This window comes from Phyllobacterium sp. 22552 (genome assembly GCF_052044585.1).
GTDB classification, from domain to species: Bacteria; Pseudomonadota; Alphaproteobacteria; order Rhizobiales; family Rhizobiaceae; genus Phyllobacterium; species Phyllobacterium ifriqiyense.
The window spans coordinates 528,893-546,222 of record NZ_JBQENG010000003.1 but is presented as its reverse complement, the minus strand read 5'-3'; the positions used below and the strand labels follow the sequence as shown (position 1 = coordinate 546,222).

Here is a 17,330-nt window from a genome sequence, read left to right as displayed (position 1 = left end):
TCAACCTGATTTGCCCGTTACCGGATCAAGCAGCTTGTGCATATGGACGATGAAATAACGCATATGCGCATTATCGACTGTTTGCTGTGCCTTGGATTTCCAGGCGCGCTGTGCGGTTTCGAAGTTCGGATAAATTCCGACAATATCGAGATTGTCGAGATCGCGGAACTCGACGCCGCCTAACTTCTTAAGCTCCCCGCCGAAAACCAGATGCAGCAGTTGTTTTGTATCCGAGGTTTCTTCGCTCATAATTATTATCCAGATGATTTGCCAGATTGGAAGATGTCAGTCTGTTTAACCGAAGGCAGTGTCCGCTACAATGTTCAGCATGTTATCCATTAGTAGACCACTTGCCGCAACCAAAGCGCCGTGCCGGTAATCGCCTCTTTGAGTATTGCGCAGACCGTAGGTGAGTGCTTTGCCTTTTGCTGTCAAGACATTACCGCCCGCTTCAGACAAAATGAGATCGGCAGCCGCCAGATCCCAATCATGGGAGTTCGGTCTTACGAAGGTCCCAGCAAGGTCGCCCCGCGCTACCATCGCCAGCCTATAGGCAAGCGACGCTATATGAGGGGCGCGTTCAATAGAGCCAAGAAATGATTCCGGCAGCTTATTGAGAAATCCTCCCGGCGCAGCAACTTTGAATGGCCGGCTTTCCGCCTGGGCATGGATGGGACTGCCGTTCTGATCAGCGCCCTCACCCGGCAAGGCACTTATCGTCTCATGACGAGCCGGACACTCAAGAACGCCCGCCACCGGACGGCCATTCTCAATGACGGCGACACTGACGCACCAAACATCAACACCTTCTATGAAAGCACGGGTTCCATCTATTGGATCGACAACGAAAAAGCGTTGCCTGGGTGAATCTATACGCTCATCAAGCGTCTCTTCAGATATCCAGCCATAATCAGGCCGTGCGGTCAGCAGCACATCCTTGAGATATTTATCCGCGGCAAGATCCGCTTCGGTAACAGGGGAATTACCGGTCTTGAGCCATATCTGGGGCGATTGCCCATAAAAGGACAGGGCTACGCGGCCAGCGCCTATTGCTGCCTCACGAATCAGGTCAAGATCTGCTCTGTTTTGGTCATTTTCCGGCAAGAGTCATGCCTTCTATAAGGAGCGTTGGGCTGGCAACACTGAAATTGCGATCAATATCATTGGCTACCGTTAAATTAAGGAACATTTCTTTCAAATTCGATGCCAGTGTTACCTCGCTTACCGGGTAAGACAGCTCACCGTTTTCAATCCAGTATCCGCTAGCGCCACGGCTATATTGGCCAGTTATCATGTCAACACCCTGCCCAAACAGTTCCGTGACATAAAACCCTGTGCCAACGGCGCGGATTAATTCGTCCGGCGTTTTTTCGCCAGGCTCGATAGCAAAATTGGTAGATGACGGCACGACAGTCGAGCCCGAGCGTGTGCCGCGCCCGTTCGTGGTCAAATCCAATTCTTTGGCTGTAGACGTGGAGAGCAACCAGTGCTTCAGCACCCCATTTTCAACCATGTTCAATGGAACGCCCTCAAGGCCTTCGCCGTCGAAAGGGCGAGATCCAGAGCCCCGCACCCGCAATGGATCATCAGAGACGTAAATAGCGTCGCTGAGAATTTTCTCTCCCATGCGATCTTTTAGAAAGCTGGTTTTGCGGGCAACCGATGCTCCGTTGATGGCGCTCGCCAAATGCGAGGCAATGCCACGCGCCACGCGCGGATCGTAGACGACATTGACGCGCCCCGTCTGCGCCTGACGTGCATTCAGCCGCTTGACAGCGCGCGCGCCAGCGGAGCGTCCGATAGCGGCAGCATCTTCCAGCTCACCATAATAAATACGCGACGAGAAATCATAGTCGCGTTCCATCGCGGTTCCAGTGCCTGCGATAGCACTCACCGAACGTGAAAAACGTGAGCCATTATAATACCCGGCAAACCCTCCCGAAGTGACCAGAACCAACCCGCCCATGCCGGCAGATGCCGAGCCACCGCCAGAATTGGTAACGCCTTCGACGCTGAGCGCTGCTTCCTCTGCGGCAAGCGCAGCTTCAGTCAATTGTGCGGCATCGACATTGGTTGGATCGTAGAGCTCAAGATCACGAATATTGCGCACGAGCTGTTCTGTTGCCGCTAATCCTTCGTAGGCATCATCCGGCGAAACCTTGGCCATTGCGACAGCTCGTTCAGCCAGAATCTTGGGATCAGAGCCCGTATTTGCGGAAATGCTCGCGATCTTGCGGCCGACAAAGACCCGCAACGAAAATTCGTCACTTTCCGAAGATTCGGTCGACTCCACTTTGCCCAACCGCACGTTAACGCCAGTCGAGCGGGAGCGCACCACAACGGCATCTGCCGCATCAGCACCAGCACGCCTTGCGGCCTCTACCAACGCTGTGGCACTGTCTACAAATTCGCGGGAATTTACCGGCTCGACCATATTCATCTCTAAGGTTGATTGCATGAGAGGATGCGAGGACTTATCTGACAAAGCCAGACGATGTACTCCACCCTATATGGTGCAAATCAGGGTCTATCAAGGCAAACGCGCGCAACATTTTTTAAGGTCCGGATCACGAGCACATGCTTTCACAGAGCGGCAACCTCTACTATCAGGCACTTGCACTTCTTGCAGGGGCGATTATTGCGGCCCCGCTTTTCAAGCGTCTCGGTCTGGGGACCGTGCTTGGCTACCTTGCCGCCGGGCTGCTGATAGGCCCCCTTGCCAATCTGATCACGGATGGCGAACAGGTCCTTCACTTTTCAGAACTCGGCGTGGTTTTCCTGCTTTTCGTCATCGGCCTTGAACTCAAGCCATCTCGTCTTTGGACATTGCGACATGCAATTTTTGGTCTCGGCGCAGCGCAGGTAATCGTTACCGGCGCTCTTTTGACCGGCTTGATCGTTGCGCTTGCCCTTATGAATTGGCAGGCCGCCTTGATCACGGGATTTGGCCTTGCCCTCTCATCGACAGCCTTTGCCATGCAGATTCTGGAAGAGCGCGGCGAAACGACCATGCCTCACGGACAGACATCATTTGCAATTTTGCTGTTTCAGGACCTGGCAATCGTCCCGCTTTTGGCCATGGTGCCTGTCCTTGCACCGGGCTCAGCAACGCATGAGGCAGATCCGCTGGGCAAATTTCTCATCGCCGTTATCTGCGTTGGAGCGATCATTGCCGTTGGTCGCTATCTGCTTAATCCACTTTTCCGGTTTATTGCCAATACCGGCGCACGCGAAGTCATGATCGCAGCAGCCTTGTTCGTGGTTCTGGGGGCGGCGACGCTGATGCAATTTGCCGGTCTATCAATGGCTATGGGTGCATTCATTGCCGGTGTACTCTTGGCTGAATCTTCCTATCGCCATGAGCTTGAAGCCGATATCGAACCCTTTCGCGGCGTGTTCCTCGGCCTTTTCTTCATGGCTGTCGGCCTGTCTCTCGACCTTGATGTCATTTTGCAAAATTGGCAGGCAATTCTTTTGGCTGTACCGGTTTTCATGGCAATCAAAGCTTTGGTAGTTTACCTGCTCGCCCGGATATTCCGCAACAATCACAATGATGCGATCCGTGTCGCGTTTTTCCTGCCACAAGGCGGTGAGTTTGGTTTCGTCTTGTTTTCGGCAGCAGCTGCCGCAGGCCTTATGACCGGTTCGGCTGCCTCAGAACTCGTTGCGGTAACAACGCTTTCCATGGCGGCAATGCCTTTATCGGTTGCCCTTGGGAATCGTTTTCTGGTCGATCACAACAAGAAGGATGAGATTGACGAGGACTTTGACGGGGCTGGTGCCGACGTCATGATGATCGGCTTCTCGCGCTATGGGCAGATTGCAGCGCAAATTCTTCTGGCGGGCGGCAGCGACGTTACTGTTATCGATGCCTCAGCCGACCGTATACGCGCGGCGAGCAAATTCGGATTCCGCATCTATTTCGGCGATGGAACCCGAAAGGAAGTGCTGGAAGCTGCCGGTATAAGACGGGCCAAGATTGTGGCAGTCACCACGCATAAGAAAGAAACGACAAACCAGATTGTTGAAATGATTCAGGCCGAGTATCCGGATATAAAGCTTTTTGTACGATCTTACGATCGCGTACATACGCTGAAGCTACGCGCTCGCGGCGTCCACTATGAGCTGCGTGAAACCTTTGAATCCGGCCTGGTGTTCGGGCGGCGAGCGCTCGAGGAACTCGGCGTTAGCGAAGATCTCGCCTACGAAATAGTGCAGGACATTCGCCAACGCGATGAGGACAGGCTACACCTGCAGGCGGCAGAAGGCCTGTCTGCAGGTAATGATCTTCTTCTTACGCGACCGGTAACACCCGAGCCTTTGGTCAAGCCAACACGTGAGGCTCAACGTATAGACACAGTTCCGGACGAGGAGATCGACGCCAAACCTGTGCCAACGCCGGCTGAATAAACTCAGGATTGCGGCGGCCCGACGATCAACACGGCAGGGCTCGTCAAAAGCAGTTTTTGTGCCGCAGCCTTGACCTGCTCAAGCGTTACAGAGTTGATAAGATCAGCGCGTCTGTCGATATAATCACGACCAAGCTTTTGATCCTGCAAACCAACAAGAGTGCTGGCCACCGCTGACGATGAATCCAGATTGTTTACGGCATAAGAGCCAACCAGATACTTCTTCGCCTCAACCAGTTCTTCTTCTGTCGGCCCATCCTTGGCCATGCGCGCAACCTCATCTTTCAGAATTTGCAAAGTCTCATTAGACCGATCAGCACGTGTCGCGGTCGAGATTATCAGCGCGGACATATGGTCCTTGGTCGCAAGGGTCGAACCCGCGGAATAGGCAAGGCCACGCTTTTCACGAACTTCATTGTAGATACGTGAAGAGAATGTGCCGCCACCCAGAATATGGTTCATGATGAAAACCGGAAAAAAGTCCGGATCCTGACGGCGGACGCCCGGATAAACCATTGAAATTGACGTCTGGGGCAAGACATAATCCACCCGCGTGGTTCGATCCAAGCCCAGCTTTGCGTCGCTGACGGGTTCAAGCTGTGCCTTCTCAGGAAGATCGCCAAATACCTTGTCCAGCAAAGCAGCGAAATCCTCAGGGCTGATGGAGCCGACCGCTGCAACAATCAGATTATCGCGGGCAAAATTACGTTTGTGGAACGTGGCAAGATCATCATGCGTGATAGTACCCAGCGTCTCCACTTTACCTTCCGACTGACGGCCATAGGGATGCGAACCATAGAGGGCTTCAGCAAATTTGCGCCCTGCTATAGTGTTGGGATCGCGCTCGGACGCCTTTATTCCAGCCACAACCTGCTGGCGGATACGGTCAATAGGAGCTTGATCGAAGCGTGGCTTATTGACAGCGAGAGCAAGCAAGTCGACAGCAGCATCACGTCTGTCCGAAAGCATACGTACTGTGCCGGAGATCGCATCATCATCGGCGCTGAAACTCATTTCAGCACCGACATCATCGAGCTGTTGCTGAAATTTTTCGGAATCCAGATCGCCCGCGCCTTCGTCAAAAAGGCCGGTCATCAGATTGGCTATCCCATCCTTACCTGATGGGTCTTGCGCAGAACCGCCTTTGAACGAAAAGCGCATGGAGATGAGCGGGACGAAATCGTCCTGCACCAGCCATGCCCGAATGCCTTTGGGCGATACTACTTCCTTGATTTCGACGGCATAGGCAGGCGCGATGGTAATGGCGGCGAGCACAAACGCAGCGGCAAATCGCTTCATGATGGATGCACTCATTGGACAACTCCCTGCGCTGGTGCTTCACCCTCGCCTGCATTCTGCGTCTGGTTTTCAGTTTTTTTATCGGGCGTGCCCGCTTCCGGCATCAGATAGCTCGTGACTGAACGGCTATCGACGAGATATCGCTTGGCCACGTCCTGGATATCCTGAACTTTCACCGCCTTTATGCGATCCGGCCACTCTTCGATATCTTTGATGGTTTGGCCCGTAGATAGTGTCGAGCCGTAAATGCGAGCCATACCGGTTTGACTGTCTCGCGCGAAAATAACGCTTTTCAAAAAGCGGTTTCTGGCTTTTTCCAGTTCGTCTTCAGTAACGCCATCCTTGATAATCCGGGCAACCTGCGCATCGATGCCATTTTCGACATCTTTTAGTGTGGCATCGCCACGGGGCGATCCATAAACGCCAAAACTGCCATCATCGAGCGAAGAGCCCTGATAATATGCGCCAGCGCTCGCCGCTGAGCCATCCTTGACTACCAGTGTCTGGTAAATACGGCTGCGCGCAGAGCCACCAAGAATTTCGCTGAGCAAATCAAGTGCCTCTGCTTCGCCGGGTTTTGCATTGGTATAGGACGGAGCAAGCCACATCTTCTGGAAGCTGGGTTGAGAAACACGCGGGTCGGCCAGCGAAACCGTACGTTTGGTATTCTGTTCAGGTTCCTGCGGACGCTCGCGCTTGCCGGGCTCTGCCCGCCGGGGAACCTTGCCATAGGTCTTTTCCGCAAGTGCCTTAACGGTAGCGCTGTCTACGTCACCAGATACAACAAGCGTCGCATTATTGGGTGTGTAATATTTTTGATAGAAGGCCAGAGCATCTGTCAGATTGAGCTTCTCCATCTCATGCAGCCAGCCGATTACCGGCATCCGATATGGATGGTTCTGATAAAGCGTGGCATTCACTTCTTCCGAGAGCAATGAAGACGGATTGCTATCAACGCGCGATCGGCGCTCTTCCAGAACGACATCCCGTTCCGTCTTGACCACTTCATCGTTCAGGATGAGATTTTCCATCCGGTCAGCTTCATAGGCCATAGCCATTTCCAGAGCCTGTGGAGCGAGCTGCTGGTAGAAGGCCGTATAATCGTAGGATGTGAACGCGTTTTCCTGTCCGCCAATCTCGGCAACCTTGCGCGAGAACTCACCGGCCGGATAGGTCTTGGTCGCCTTGAACATCAAATGCTCAAAGAAGTGGGCAATACCAGATTTTCCGGGCTCCTCGTCGGCAGATCCGACATGATACCACAGCATGTGCGTGACAACGGGAGCACGGTGGTCGGGAATAACAACAACTTCCAGCCCATTTTCGAGATGGAACGAGCTGACATCATTCTTGATCGAGGCGTTAGCTGCAACCAATGTTGCAGTCTTTGTTTCCGCTCGCACTGGAAGGGTTGAAAACGAGGCGAAAACCACGCCCGACAAGACAAATGCCGCAACAAGGCGGCCTTGAACAAGAAGCATTCAGATCAATCCAATTCTGTTTTGCAGACACTGCAATGATGGACTTCCCAAGCTATTACGACTTCAATGTGACAAGCCTTATGATTGTTCCGCCGTAAGAACGCTCTTCGATGATTTCAAAGCGGGCGTCAAAAGCAATGACAGCTTCAGCTTCTTCTTCGAGGATCAGCAACGCGTCCGGCTTTAACCACCCGCCATCAAGAGCGGCCTTGAATGCACGCTCGCCCAAACCTTTGCCATAGGGCGGATCAGCAAAGACCAGGTCAAAGGGCTCGACATTGCCTGCATCGCCAAGCTTGGTTGCATCACGGCTGAACACTTTGGTGTTTCCGTTGAGTCCAAACGCCTCAATATTCGTGCGAATCAAACCACGCCCTTGGGCAGATTCTTCAATGAAGATTCCATAGCGTGCGCCGCGAGACATAGCCTCCAGTCCCAAAGCGCCTGTGCCGGCAAATAGGTCGAGCACACGCGTGGACTCGAACTTTTCCGGGTAGTTATGCGCCAGTACATTGAAAAGGCTTTCACGCGTCCGGTCCGTTGTCGGCCGGATCGCGTTTGTTTCTGGGGTCGCCAAGCTGCGTCCGCGAAATTTTCCGCCAACAATCCGCATGTGAGGCCTTAGCTTTTAGGCTTGCCGCCGCGTGGTGGCCTGCTTCCGCCACCAGGGCCGCTACGCGGTGCACCCCTGGGTGCGGCTTTCGGTCCACCATAGGGGCGGTCGCCGCTGCGGCCATCCTGCCTGCCGGGCGCGCGCGTTGGCTTGCCGCTTGCACCATAGGGGCGTTCCGAGCGGTTTGGCCGGTCACCGTGTGCCGGCACGTCGCCGCGTGCTTCACGTTCCTTGAGTTCCGCACGCTCGCGCTTGCCAACCCGTGGGGGACGCGGTGCATTGCGGGAACCTTCTGGACGGTCTGAGCCGAATGAACGCTTCGGACGTTCCGCATTATCGCCGCCTTCACGCGGTGGACGCGGAGAATAACTGCGCGGCTTGTCACCGGAATACCCCCCCGGCGCACGAGCACCTGGCCTTTCACGGTCTTCCCGAGGACCATCCGAGGCCGGACGATCAGAGCCCCGAGCTGGCCGGCTCGCGCCTTCGCCAGCACGCGCCGGTCTTTCCGACCTTGCGCTTTCCGCGCGATTTCTTGCTTCACGCGATTCTACCGCCTTTGCCCTCGCACTGCCCATGGGACGGGCACCCGGAGCCATCCACACATTCGCGGAACGCGAACTGCGCGGTGCCATAGCCTCGTCTTCCTTGCGCTCCCGATCCGCTTTCGAGCTAATGCCGCGCGGCTTCTGATCGTTGTCACGAGCCGCGCGAGTTGGGCGCTCTTCGCGTGGTCCACGTGCAGGCCGTTCGTCACGACCGGTTCGCGGTGTGGCTGGGCGGTCAGTACGATCTGTCGACCAGCGGGAAAGGTTTTCTTCGCGCTGTTCATCCTTGGATTTACGAGGCGCGCGTCGTTTTTCTACCGGTGCGCTGGAAATCCACTCCGAGCGGCGTGCCGGAGCCGGACGTTCGGCGGGCTGCTGAACAGCTTCGCCTTTCACGGCATCATTCGAGAATACATTGATGATCGGCGCATCAAAATCAGCGCCGGATTCTTCGATCAGGCGTTCGCCAAGCTGGTCGCGAAGCGTGCGGCCATTCATTTCGCGAACAGAACCTTCCGGCAAATCGCTCAACTGGAATGGACCATAGGAAATACGAATGAGCCGATTAACAGACAGACCCAACGCACCCAGGACGTTCTTGACTTCGCGGTTCTTACCCTCACGAAGCCCCATCATGATCCAGACGTTAGAGCCCTGCTCACGTTCCAGATGGGCCTCAATTGCACCATAAAAGACGCCGTCAACGGCAATGCCATCCTTCAATGTATCAAGCTTTTCCTGGGTGACACTGCCATGAGCCCGAACGCGGTAACGGCGAAGCCAACCAGTCGACGGCAATTCCAGAGCGCGCGACAAGCCACCGTCATTCGTGAGCAAAAGCAGCCCTTCGGTGTTGATGTCGAGACGGCCAACGGACAAAACGCGCGGCATATCTTTCGGCAAGGATTCGAAAACGGTCTGTCGGCCTTCGGGATCGCGATTGGTCGTCACAAGACCAGCTGGCTTGTGGTAAAGCCACAAGCGCGTCCGCTCTTTTTCAGGCAATGGTTTTCCATCAACCTCGATGCGATCACTGCGCATGACGTTGATAGCGGGACTGGAAAGTCGTTTGCCATTGACGGAAACACGGCCCGCCGCAATCATCGTTTCGGCTTCGCGGCGGGATGCTATTCCCGCGCGTGCCAAACGCTTGGCTATGCGCTCGCCCTCTTCGAGCGGCGCTTCTTCTTTACGCGGTTCAAAACCGCGCTTTGCCGGAGCAGCATTGTCGAACTTGCGGGGTCCTTTGGGACCATCATTACCGCGCTTGTCGAAACTGCGCTTTTCAAAGGGGCGTTTGCCGCCCTTGCCGTCATCATTTGAGCTTGTCATGGAATGTTTGCCTTTCAGCAGGGCTCACTACCAGCTATGGAGTGTGCTTGCGAGTAAATTCTGGATGATGAGCCGCCCGTGAACCAAAAAACTGATCCTATGAGCCTGGCTTTGGCACAAGCACACGCGGCAGCGGCCCGAGGAGAGGTACCAATTGGAGCCGTCCTGGTCAAAGACGGAGCCATTATTTCGGCAGCTGGCAACCGGACCCGAGAGCTTAATGACCCGACTGCACATGCTGAAATTCTGGTTATTCGGGAAGCTTGCCAGATCCTTGCAGATGAGCGCCTGACCGGATGCGATCTCTTCGTTACCCTTGAGCCTTGCACCATGTGCGCTGCCGCAGTTTCCTTTGCTCGAATTCGCCGACTTTATTATGGCGCACAGGATATAAAAGGTGGCGGCGTCGAAAACGGGGCTCGCTTCTTCACGCAACCAACCTGCCATCACGCCCCAGAAGTCTATTCTGGTTTTGGCGAAGCCGAGTCAGAAGCTATGCTAAAAAAGTTTTTCAAGGCAAAGCGTCTCTAGTGCCGTTAATCGCTGCGTATTCTTGCCGAAAAATCAGGTGACGTGTCTGCATTTATCGCACGCTGATTGCTCAAGGCAGACTTTTCCACCTCACTTAAAGGCTTCTGATTATCTATCGCGCCAAGATCATAAAGATAGCTTGGCAGATAACCGGAGAAAATGACCCGATAATCAATGGGAATATCCGGCGTGATGGCCCGTATCATATCAAAAATAACCGTCGTGCAATTCGCGGTCACGGTGTTATAGAAGCTGGCTTTTTCCGCCAGGCGATTGGCATTGTCGACATAGGACAGGAACAATGCCTGGCGCATCTCCGGCTTCATATTGATACGATAACGATACACATCTTCCTTGCGTATATTGGTGCGCAACCGAACGATATCGCGTTCGTCGGCTGCGATCATTGCCAGTTCAAATTCTTTGAAAAAACCGCCGATCTCAGAAAACGCTTCGTGCCGCTCCTTCCGGATTTCAGCAGAAAAGACAACATGCTCGCCATTATTAAAGCCAAAACTGACAAGCGTATGCGCGATGGCGGGATTGGACCAATAGGAAAGGAATACATCGACCGATGCCAGATCTTCCATATTATACGTGCGCACTTCCCAGCGCGGCGTGAAATCCTCGCGCGTTCTCCATTCGAAGTTGCGCACATTGGACAAGGTGACCTGATTGCCTGACAAAGTTCCGGTGACCGTCTGTGCAACATCGTCAGCCCAGATGCGCGTGAGCGATGGTGTAATCGTGCTCCACCAATAGAGCAGTCCAAGCAATATTGGCACAAGAACAATTAATGCCCTAAATGACCGGCCCTTTATTTCCAGCCAAAGCACAGAAAAGGCAATCGCTATCCAGACTATAAGACAGCCGATGGTGCCGAAAACGCCAAAGGGAAGCTGATACCAAAGGGCAAGCCCGCCCCATATAAAAACCAGAACCGAAACAGGGACGAGGATAATCCGTCCGATCAATCTTAAAATGAACAATTGGGAGAATCCTCGACTGGCGTAGGTTAACTTAACGAAACGCAAGCATATCTGTTCCCAAACTTTCGGAACAGATTGCGGAAACACGCTTTAAGCGGCAACCATTACGACAGGTAAGGAGCAGTAATTCTGGATCAGTTCCAGGGAATCAAGTTTTTGAAGCTGAAGCCCTTATCCTTCCGGGCTGCAGCTTTCCGCTCACGTTCTTTCTTGACCTCGTCTTTGCCAAGATCATCCGTGGCCGCAGTCGGTGCGGGCGCCCTATATTCCAACGGTGGTTCGCTCAAATATCTGCGTGTGGTCGGTGAGCCAGCCGTTGAGGCGAGCTTGCGCGCACGAAACTCGCTGCTCTGATCGGTTTGCGGCGAGCCGGCGGGCACAACCTTCGGTGCCTTATCATTGTAAACGCCATACTCATCCCATTTTGACGACTTGGTAGCGGCAGGAATATCGTTTTCAACTTCCGGAACAAAATTCGGGTTGTTCTGGTTGGCAGTTGCGGTATCGCGAATGCGCTTGCGCCGCTGTTCTGGCGATTCTGGCCAGTTGGCGCTGTTTTCAGATACAACATTGCCCTGCGGCTGCGGCAACTGGGCGTTTGCAGAAGCGCCAGCGGGTGGACGAACAAGCTCCGGCCTTGGATTATACGCGATCGTATTTTTCTTTTTACTGAACGAAGCAATGTTTGATACGTCGTCAAGCAATTGCGCGCCGGACGTTTTGTCGGTGCCATAGGTGGGCGATGTGCTGCAGCCAGCTATTGCCAGCGATGCAAACAATGCACTTAGAACCGTGATGCGTCCGTTCAAATTCATACTCGCCACTTCCACCCAAGCCTGAGCACTGATGCCCGCCAAAAAATACGCTTGATCTATGCCCTGCCTCTAAATTCAGGCAACTCAATGGCAAGCCTTTTACATGAGGCCTGTAGCATTAAGCAAGTCGAGGCTCTTTCTTGTTAATAAATCCGCGGATTATCTCAAGGGATAACCCGCAGATTTGATTCAGGCATCAAGTTTTCCCAACTTCGCCAGTTCATGTAGCGCCGCTGCATCCCGCGCCGATACATCAGGATAGGCCGGATCTGATCCAACATCATGTGTGTATCGCCATGACCGTGCGCATTTTGTGCCGGTTGCCCGTTGCGATACGACCGCGACGCCTTTGACGTCATCAGCAACAAAGGCATCTGCTGGCGCTGCTCCGTCCGTGATGGTTATGGCACTGGTGATGCATATCTCGGCCATATCAAGACCCTTCACCGCTTCGAACAATTCAGAATCGTTGATGAAAACCAGCGGGGCAGCCTCAAGTGATGAACCCAACGTTTTCTTGGCGCGCTCCAACTCCAGCGCACCCGTAACTACGCGGCGAACATCGCGCACCTTGCGCCACTTTGCGGCCAGCGCTTCGTTCTTCCACTCTTTTGGCGTGTCCCTGAACTGCTCCAGATGAACAGAAACGGCATTCTTGTGCAGATCAAGCCATGCTTCCTCCGTTGTAAATGGCAGCATGGGAGCCAGCCAAGTCACGATACGGTCGAACAGATGCCTGACAACTTGCAGTGCAGCTTTCCGCTTGATGCTGGAAGGCGCATCGCAATAGAGTGCGTCTTTGCGGATATCGAAATAGAATGCTGACAATTCCACATTGAGGAAATCGATCAATGCGCGCGTGATCCGCTTGAATTCGAAGGCATCATAGCCCGAACGCACAAGTTCATCGAGTTCCGCGAGTCGATGCAGCATTAGCTGCTCGAGTTCTGGCATATCCGCATAGGCAACTTCATCGCCTTCGTCATGAGCCAAAGTCCCTAGCATCCAACGGATCGTATTACGCAGCTTGCGGTATGAGTCGATATTTGTCTGGATGATGTTTTTACCCAGACGTTGATCTTCCCAATAATCGGTTGTCATGACCCAAAGGCGAAGGATGTCTGCCCCGGAATCCTTGATGACATCCTGCGGCGTGACAGTATTGCCGAGCGACTTCGACATCTTGCGCCCCTCTTCATCCATGGTGAAGCCATGGGTGACAAGAGTATTATATGGAGCGCGTCCGCGTGTGCCGCAGCTTTCAAGCAAAGACGAATGGAACCAGCCGCGATGTTGATCGGAACCTTCGAGGTAAACATCCGCTGGCCATTTCAGATCAGGGCGATCCTCGAGAGTGAAGACATGGGTCGAGCCTGAATCAAACCAGACGTCGAGAATATCGCGTACTTGTACCCAGGGTTCATTGGCTTTTTCGCCAAGGAACCGCTCACGGGCACCTTCGGCAAACCAGGCGTCAGCGCCTTCCTGCTCAAAGGCCTCAAGAATGCGGGCGTTGACCGCTTCATCCTTCAAGACATTGCCATCTTCGTCGGCAAAAACGCAGATTGGCACGCCCCAGGCGCGTTGGCGCGAAAGCACCCAATCGGGACGGTCCTCAATCATTGCACGCAAGCGGTTTTGCCCACCAGCAGGGACGAAACGTGTCTCGTCGATGGCGGCAAGAGCGCGCGAACGCAATGTCGTCTGATCGCCAAGATCTTTGTCCATATAGACAAACCATTGCGGCGTATTGCGGAAAATGACCGGCTTTTTCGAACGCCACGAATGCGGATAAGAGTGTTTGATACGACCGCGTGCAAACAGCATGCCGCGATTGATCAGCTCTTCAATAACAGCCTTGTTGGCATCGCCCTTCTTGCCATTATCGTCGATGACGCGCGCGGCACCTCCTTCACGGTCCGGCCCAAATCCCGGTGCATCCTTGGTGTAGTAACCCGCATCATCAACGGTGAAGGGGATTGCCGAGGAAATACCGCGTGCTTCAAGATCGCTGCGGGCATCCATCCACGCATCGAAATCCTCACGACCATGGCCGGGCGCTGTATGGACGAAGCCTGTCCCTGCATCGTCGGTTACGTGATCCCCGCCAAGCATCGGCACTGCAAATTCATAACCACCGCCAAAACCTTTGAACGGGTGGGAGAGAGCGATGCCTGCAAACTCATCGGCTGTTATGGCTCTGATACGCTTGAAAGTCAGCTTGGCTTTCGTGGCCGAATCTTCCGCCAACGCATCTGCAAAAATCAACATCTCGCCCGGACGCGGGCCGAAATCATTCTCTGCCGTTTCAACCTCGTAAAGTCCGTAGGCTACGCGAGGTGAGTAGTTGACCGCCCTATTTCCAGGAATGGTCCAAGGGGTCGTCGTCCAGATGACGACATAGGCCGATGCGAGATCACCTTCGCCATTGACGATCGGAAACTTGACCCAGATCGTATCGCTTTCAACGTCGGCATATTCCACTTCGGCCTCGGCCAAAGCGGTGCGCTCAACAACCGACCACATGACAGGCTTGGAACCGCGATAGAGCTGGTCCGACATGGCGAACTTCAGGAGTTCCCCAGCAATGCGGCTTTCTGCATGAAATGCCATCGTTGTGTAGGGATTTTCGAAATCGCCTTCGATACCAAGCCGTTTGAACTCGGCAGATTGGACCTTGATCCAGTTGGCGGCAAATTCGCGGCATTCCTTGCGGAACTCGTTGATCGGCACCTGATCCTTGTCTTTGCCTTTGGCGCGGTACTGTTCCTCGATCTTCCATTCGATTGGCAGACCGTGGCAATCCCAACCCGGGACATAATTGGAATTGTAACCGCGCATCTGGAAGGAGCGCGTGATGACGTCCTTGAGAATTTTGTTCAGTGCATGGCCGATATGGATATTGCCATTGGCATAGGGAGGACCGTCATGCAGCACATAAAGCGGACGATCTTTGCCGTCTTCACGCAGCTTCCGATAAAGGTCCATGTCCTGCCAGCGCTGGACGAATTCCGGTTCCTTGGCTGGCAAACCAGCACGCATCGGAAAATCCGTCTGCGGCAGATATAGAGTTTTCGAATAGTCGATTGGCTTAGGCGTATCGTTCATTTTTCTTGGCTTTTCTTGGGCCCGCGCGTTATCGCTGCAAGCAAGGATTTGAAGAAATCGAAATAAGGCGCAAAGGCGCCGCCCGGACCTTCAACACCACGAAGCAAATAGCTTCAGGTTCAGGTGAAGGCCGGGCCAGTAATTCGTATCTGAATCGGTACGGACTTGGGAAAAGCCCCGCAAACGGTTTTCATGACCGCGCTTTTAGCAACCACGCTCGCGAGAATAAAGGGGCAGATGCAATAAACTTCGTCTGTATCTGCCATAATGCTTATAACGAGAAGTCGAAGCGATAAGTCGCTTGCAGGCCGAACGTTGCCTGATTGGCTGACCCACGCTCTTTGACCAGACTTGAATCGGCCGCGGGTCCCATCAAACGGTTATACTCCGCATAGGCGCTTGTCGTGATCTTGTCTGTGGTCTTCCAGGTAATTTGTCCGCCGATTCCGAGCGACTTCAGCCCCCCTCCTGGCCGGTATTCCTTAAGGCCAGACGCAGCAGACTCTGCTGGATTAACACCGTAATATTCACGGAAATAATCTTTCGTCGCGACAGTAGCGCGTGGACCGGCGGACACACGCACCGTTGGAGTAATATCCGTAAAGGCATCAACAGCGAAATCTGCAACCACGCCATCATGCGCGCCAATGCCACGGCGAACTTCAACGCGGCCGCGGACATTATCTGTCGGATAGAATTCGGCAAACCCGCCAACTTCTACGCCCCAATCGGTATCATGCAGTCCCTTCAAATCGCGGGAGTCATCATCGTCGCGCCCGGAAACCAGCTTGCCCGTCAGACCGGCGCGAAACACGCCGGTATCGATAAAGCCGATGGAAGCATTGTCATTCAGGGACGAGAATTTTTCAGACTTGCCAGCGCGTCCAAGTGAAATAACCGGAGCGGCCAGCAGGCGATAATCGCTTGCGCCATCATAGCGCGGCGCAACAAATCCCTTTGCTCCCAATGTCAGATACCAGTCGCCCGACCACCAATGATCGCCTCTTGAGCTGCTGGCCGGTGTTTCCGCATCACTATAATATTCATCCGCAAGCACTATGGCGGGGGACGCGAAAAATACTGCGCCAGCAAGGGCGCCAATCAAACGAACAGACATATCTTGACTCCGAAATTTGCCTTGGGAGACGGCAATTCCAGGCCAAGCTACGAAAGGATAGATAAAATTGGATTTATTCTTATGGTAAACGATTTGCCATTTCAGACAAAATTAATCGTGTTATCCAGCGGCGAGAGCGGCTTCACACCCTGTAAAAGTCCCCGTGCCTCTTCTTCATCCCTTCTGATCTGAAGCATCATAGGCTCCAGCCCATCGAATTTTTCTTCGCCACGAAGGTATGCAAAGAAGGAAACAGCGCAGATCTCACCGTATAGATCGCCGGAAAAATCGAAAACGTACGTTTCCAAAAGTGGCTCGCCATCCGTGTCAACTGTGGGTCTGCGTCCGAAGCTGGCCACGCCATCGTAAAGGGTGCCATCAGCCCGGCGAAAGCGAACCGCATAGATGCCGTGCTTCAAATGAGTTTCCGGGGGCAGAACCATATTGGCAGTAGGATAACCGATGGTCCGACCAAGCTGCTTGCCGTGAACCACTTTTGCCCGAATGCGATGGCGATATCCCAACAGGCTGGCCGCCTCTACAACGTCGCCCTCCCCGAACAGCGAGCGAATGCGGCTGGATGATACGGCCTGTCCGCCTTCATCGCGAAACGCATCAACCAGCGTGACATGGAAACCGCGCTTGTCACCGGCCTCCATGAGAAAAGCGGGGCCGCCTTGGCGATTTTTGCCAAAATGAAAATCAAAGCCGGTGACGATGCGGCTTGCATGCAGGGCACTGACCAGAATCTGGTCAACGAAGTCATCGGCAGTCAATTGCGAGAATTCGCGCGTGAACGGGCATTCCACCACGGCGTCGAAGCCCAAAGCCTCCAGAATAGTAGCTTTTTCAGCTGCCGGTGTCAGCCGGTCCACGGGTTGGTCCGGCACAAAGACGCTGCGTGGATGCGGCTCGAACGTTAAAACCAGCGAGGGCCTGCCCGCAGCCTGAGCCGCTTCCAAAGCGCGTTCGAGAACTGCTTGATGCCCACGATGCACCCCGTCAAAGTTACCAATCGCGACTACAGCGTCTCTTAAATCAGCTGGCAGCTGCGTGGGGTCCGTCAAGCGCAAAATTGGCATAGCTGC

General features: G+C 54.0%; 14 protein-coding genes. 2 read left to right on the top strand and 12 right to left on the bottom strand.

Translation table 11 applies throughout. The features are described from left to right. Genes ACTJI9_RS09830 through ACTJI9_RS09820 form a run of 3 tightly spaced genes read right to left on the bottom strand, consistent with a single transcriptional unit; the run spans position 1 to position 2,434 of the window. The gene (locus ACTJI9_RS09830; protein WP_115055200.1) at positions 1-249 is read right to left on the bottom strand and encodes a DUF4170 domain-containing protein; all 249 of its coding nucleotides are present in this window, start codon (positions 247-249) and stop codon (positions 1-3) included. Positions 250-294: 45 nt separating this feature from the next. Beyond that, on the bottom strand, positions 295-1,104 hold the full coding sequence (locus ACTJI9_RS09825) for a 3'(2'),5'-bisphosphate nucleotidase CysQ (RefSeq protein ID WP_307283013.1): 810 nt from the start codon (positions 1,102-1,104) through the stop codon (positions 295-297). Beyond that, positions 1,091-2,434, bottom strand: a complete 1,344-nt coding sequence (locus ACTJI9_RS09820; RefSeq protein ID WP_440807601.1) for a TldD/PmbA family protein — start codon at positions 2,432-2,434, stop codon at positions 1,091-1,093. Before ACTJI9_RS09820 ends, ACTJI9_RS09825 begins: the two co-directional genes overlap by 14 nt. 143 nt (positions 2,435-2,577) lie before the next feature. On the opposite strand from ACTJI9_RS09820, the gene ACTJI9_RS09815 reads away from it, so the two are divergent. Then, positions 2,578-4,410 carry a monovalent cation:proton antiporter-2 (CPA2) family protein gene (locus tag ACTJI9_RS09815; protein WP_115055202.1) on the top strand — a complete coding sequence of 611 codons (1,833 nt, stop codon included), beginning with the start codon at positions 2,578-2,580 and terminating at the stop codon, positions 4,408-4,410. A 2-nt stretch (positions 4,411-4,412) separates the two neighbouring features. On the opposite strand, the gene ACTJI9_RS09810 is transcribed toward ACTJI9_RS09815, so the two are convergent. From ACTJI9_RS09810 to ACTJI9_RS09795, 4 genes are read right to left on the bottom strand one after another with little or no spacing between them, the layout of a single operon-like run. Continuing rightward, positions 4,413-5,723, bottom strand: a complete 1,311-nt coding sequence (locus ACTJI9_RS09810; protein WP_435530069.1) for a M16 family metallopeptidase — start codon at positions 5,721-5,723, stop codon at positions 4,413-4,415. Then, complete coding sequence (locus ACTJI9_RS09805; protein WP_440807597.1) at positions 5,720-7,189, bottom strand: M16 family metallopeptidase; 1,470 nt, start codon at positions 7,187-7,189, stop codon at positions 5,720-5,722. The genes ACTJI9_RS09810 and ACTJI9_RS09805 overlap by 4 nt, the downstream gene beginning before the upstream one ends. Positions 7,190-7,244: 55 nt before the next feature. Beyond that, complete coding sequence (gene rsmD, locus ACTJI9_RS09800; RefSeq protein ID WP_115055205.1) at positions 7,245-7,802, bottom strand: 16S rRNA (guanine(966)-N(2))-methyltransferase RsmD; 558 nt, start codon at positions 7,800-7,802, stop codon at positions 7,245-7,247. Positions 7,803-7,810: 8 nt separating this feature from the next. Next, positions 7,811-9,682 (bottom strand): pseudouridine synthase, encoded by a 1,872-nt coding sequence (locus ACTJI9_RS09795; RefSeq protein WP_440807595.1) that lies wholly within the window; start codon positions 9,680-9,682, stop codon positions 7,811-7,813. Between the two features lie 99 nt (positions 9,683-9,781). Here ACTJI9_RS09795 and ACTJI9_RS09790 point away from each other — a divergent pair, with 99 nt between their 5' ends. Further along, a complete protein-coding gene (locus ACTJI9_RS09790; protein ID WP_440807725.1) occupies positions 9,782-10,213 on the top strand; it encodes a nucleoside deaminase in 432 nt (143 codons plus the stop codon). A 5-nt stretch (positions 10,214-10,218) separates the two neighbouring features. Here ACTJI9_RS09790 and ACTJI9_RS09785 read toward each other — a convergent pair whose 3' ends face one another. From ACTJI9_RS09785 to ACTJI9_RS09765, 5 genes are all read right to left on the bottom strand, one after another. Then, entirely contained in the window at positions 10,219-11,202 is a 984-nt protein-coding gene (locus tag ACTJI9_RS09785) for an Lnb N-terminal periplasmic domain-containing protein (RefSeq protein WP_440807593.1), read from the bottom strand. Positions 11,203-11,336: 134 nt separating this feature from the next. Continuing rightward, positions 11,337-12,017, bottom strand: coding sequence for a hypothetical protein (locus ACTJI9_RS09780; protein ID WP_115055209.1), 681 nt, complete (start codon positions 12,015-12,017; stop codon positions 11,337-11,339). Between the two features lie 189 nt (positions 12,018-12,206). After that, entirely contained in the window at positions 12,207-15,125 is a 2,919-nt protein-coding gene (gene ileS, locus ACTJI9_RS09775) for an isoleucine--tRNA ligase (RefSeq protein ID WP_440807590.1), read from the bottom strand. A 271-nt stretch (positions 15,126-15,396) separates the two neighbouring features. Continuing rightward, complete coding sequence (locus ACTJI9_RS09770; protein ID WP_307282988.1) at positions 15,397-16,242, bottom strand: MipA/OmpV family protein; 846 nt, start codon at positions 16,240-16,242, stop codon at positions 15,397-15,399. Between the two features lie 101 nt (positions 16,243-16,343). Further along, on the bottom strand, positions 16,344-17,324 hold the full coding sequence (locus ACTJI9_RS09765) for a bifunctional riboflavin kinase/FAD synthetase (RefSeq protein WP_115055212.1): 981 nt from the start codon (positions 17,322-17,324) through the stop codon (positions 16,344-16,346). Positions 17,325-17,330: the final 6 nt, after the last annotated feature.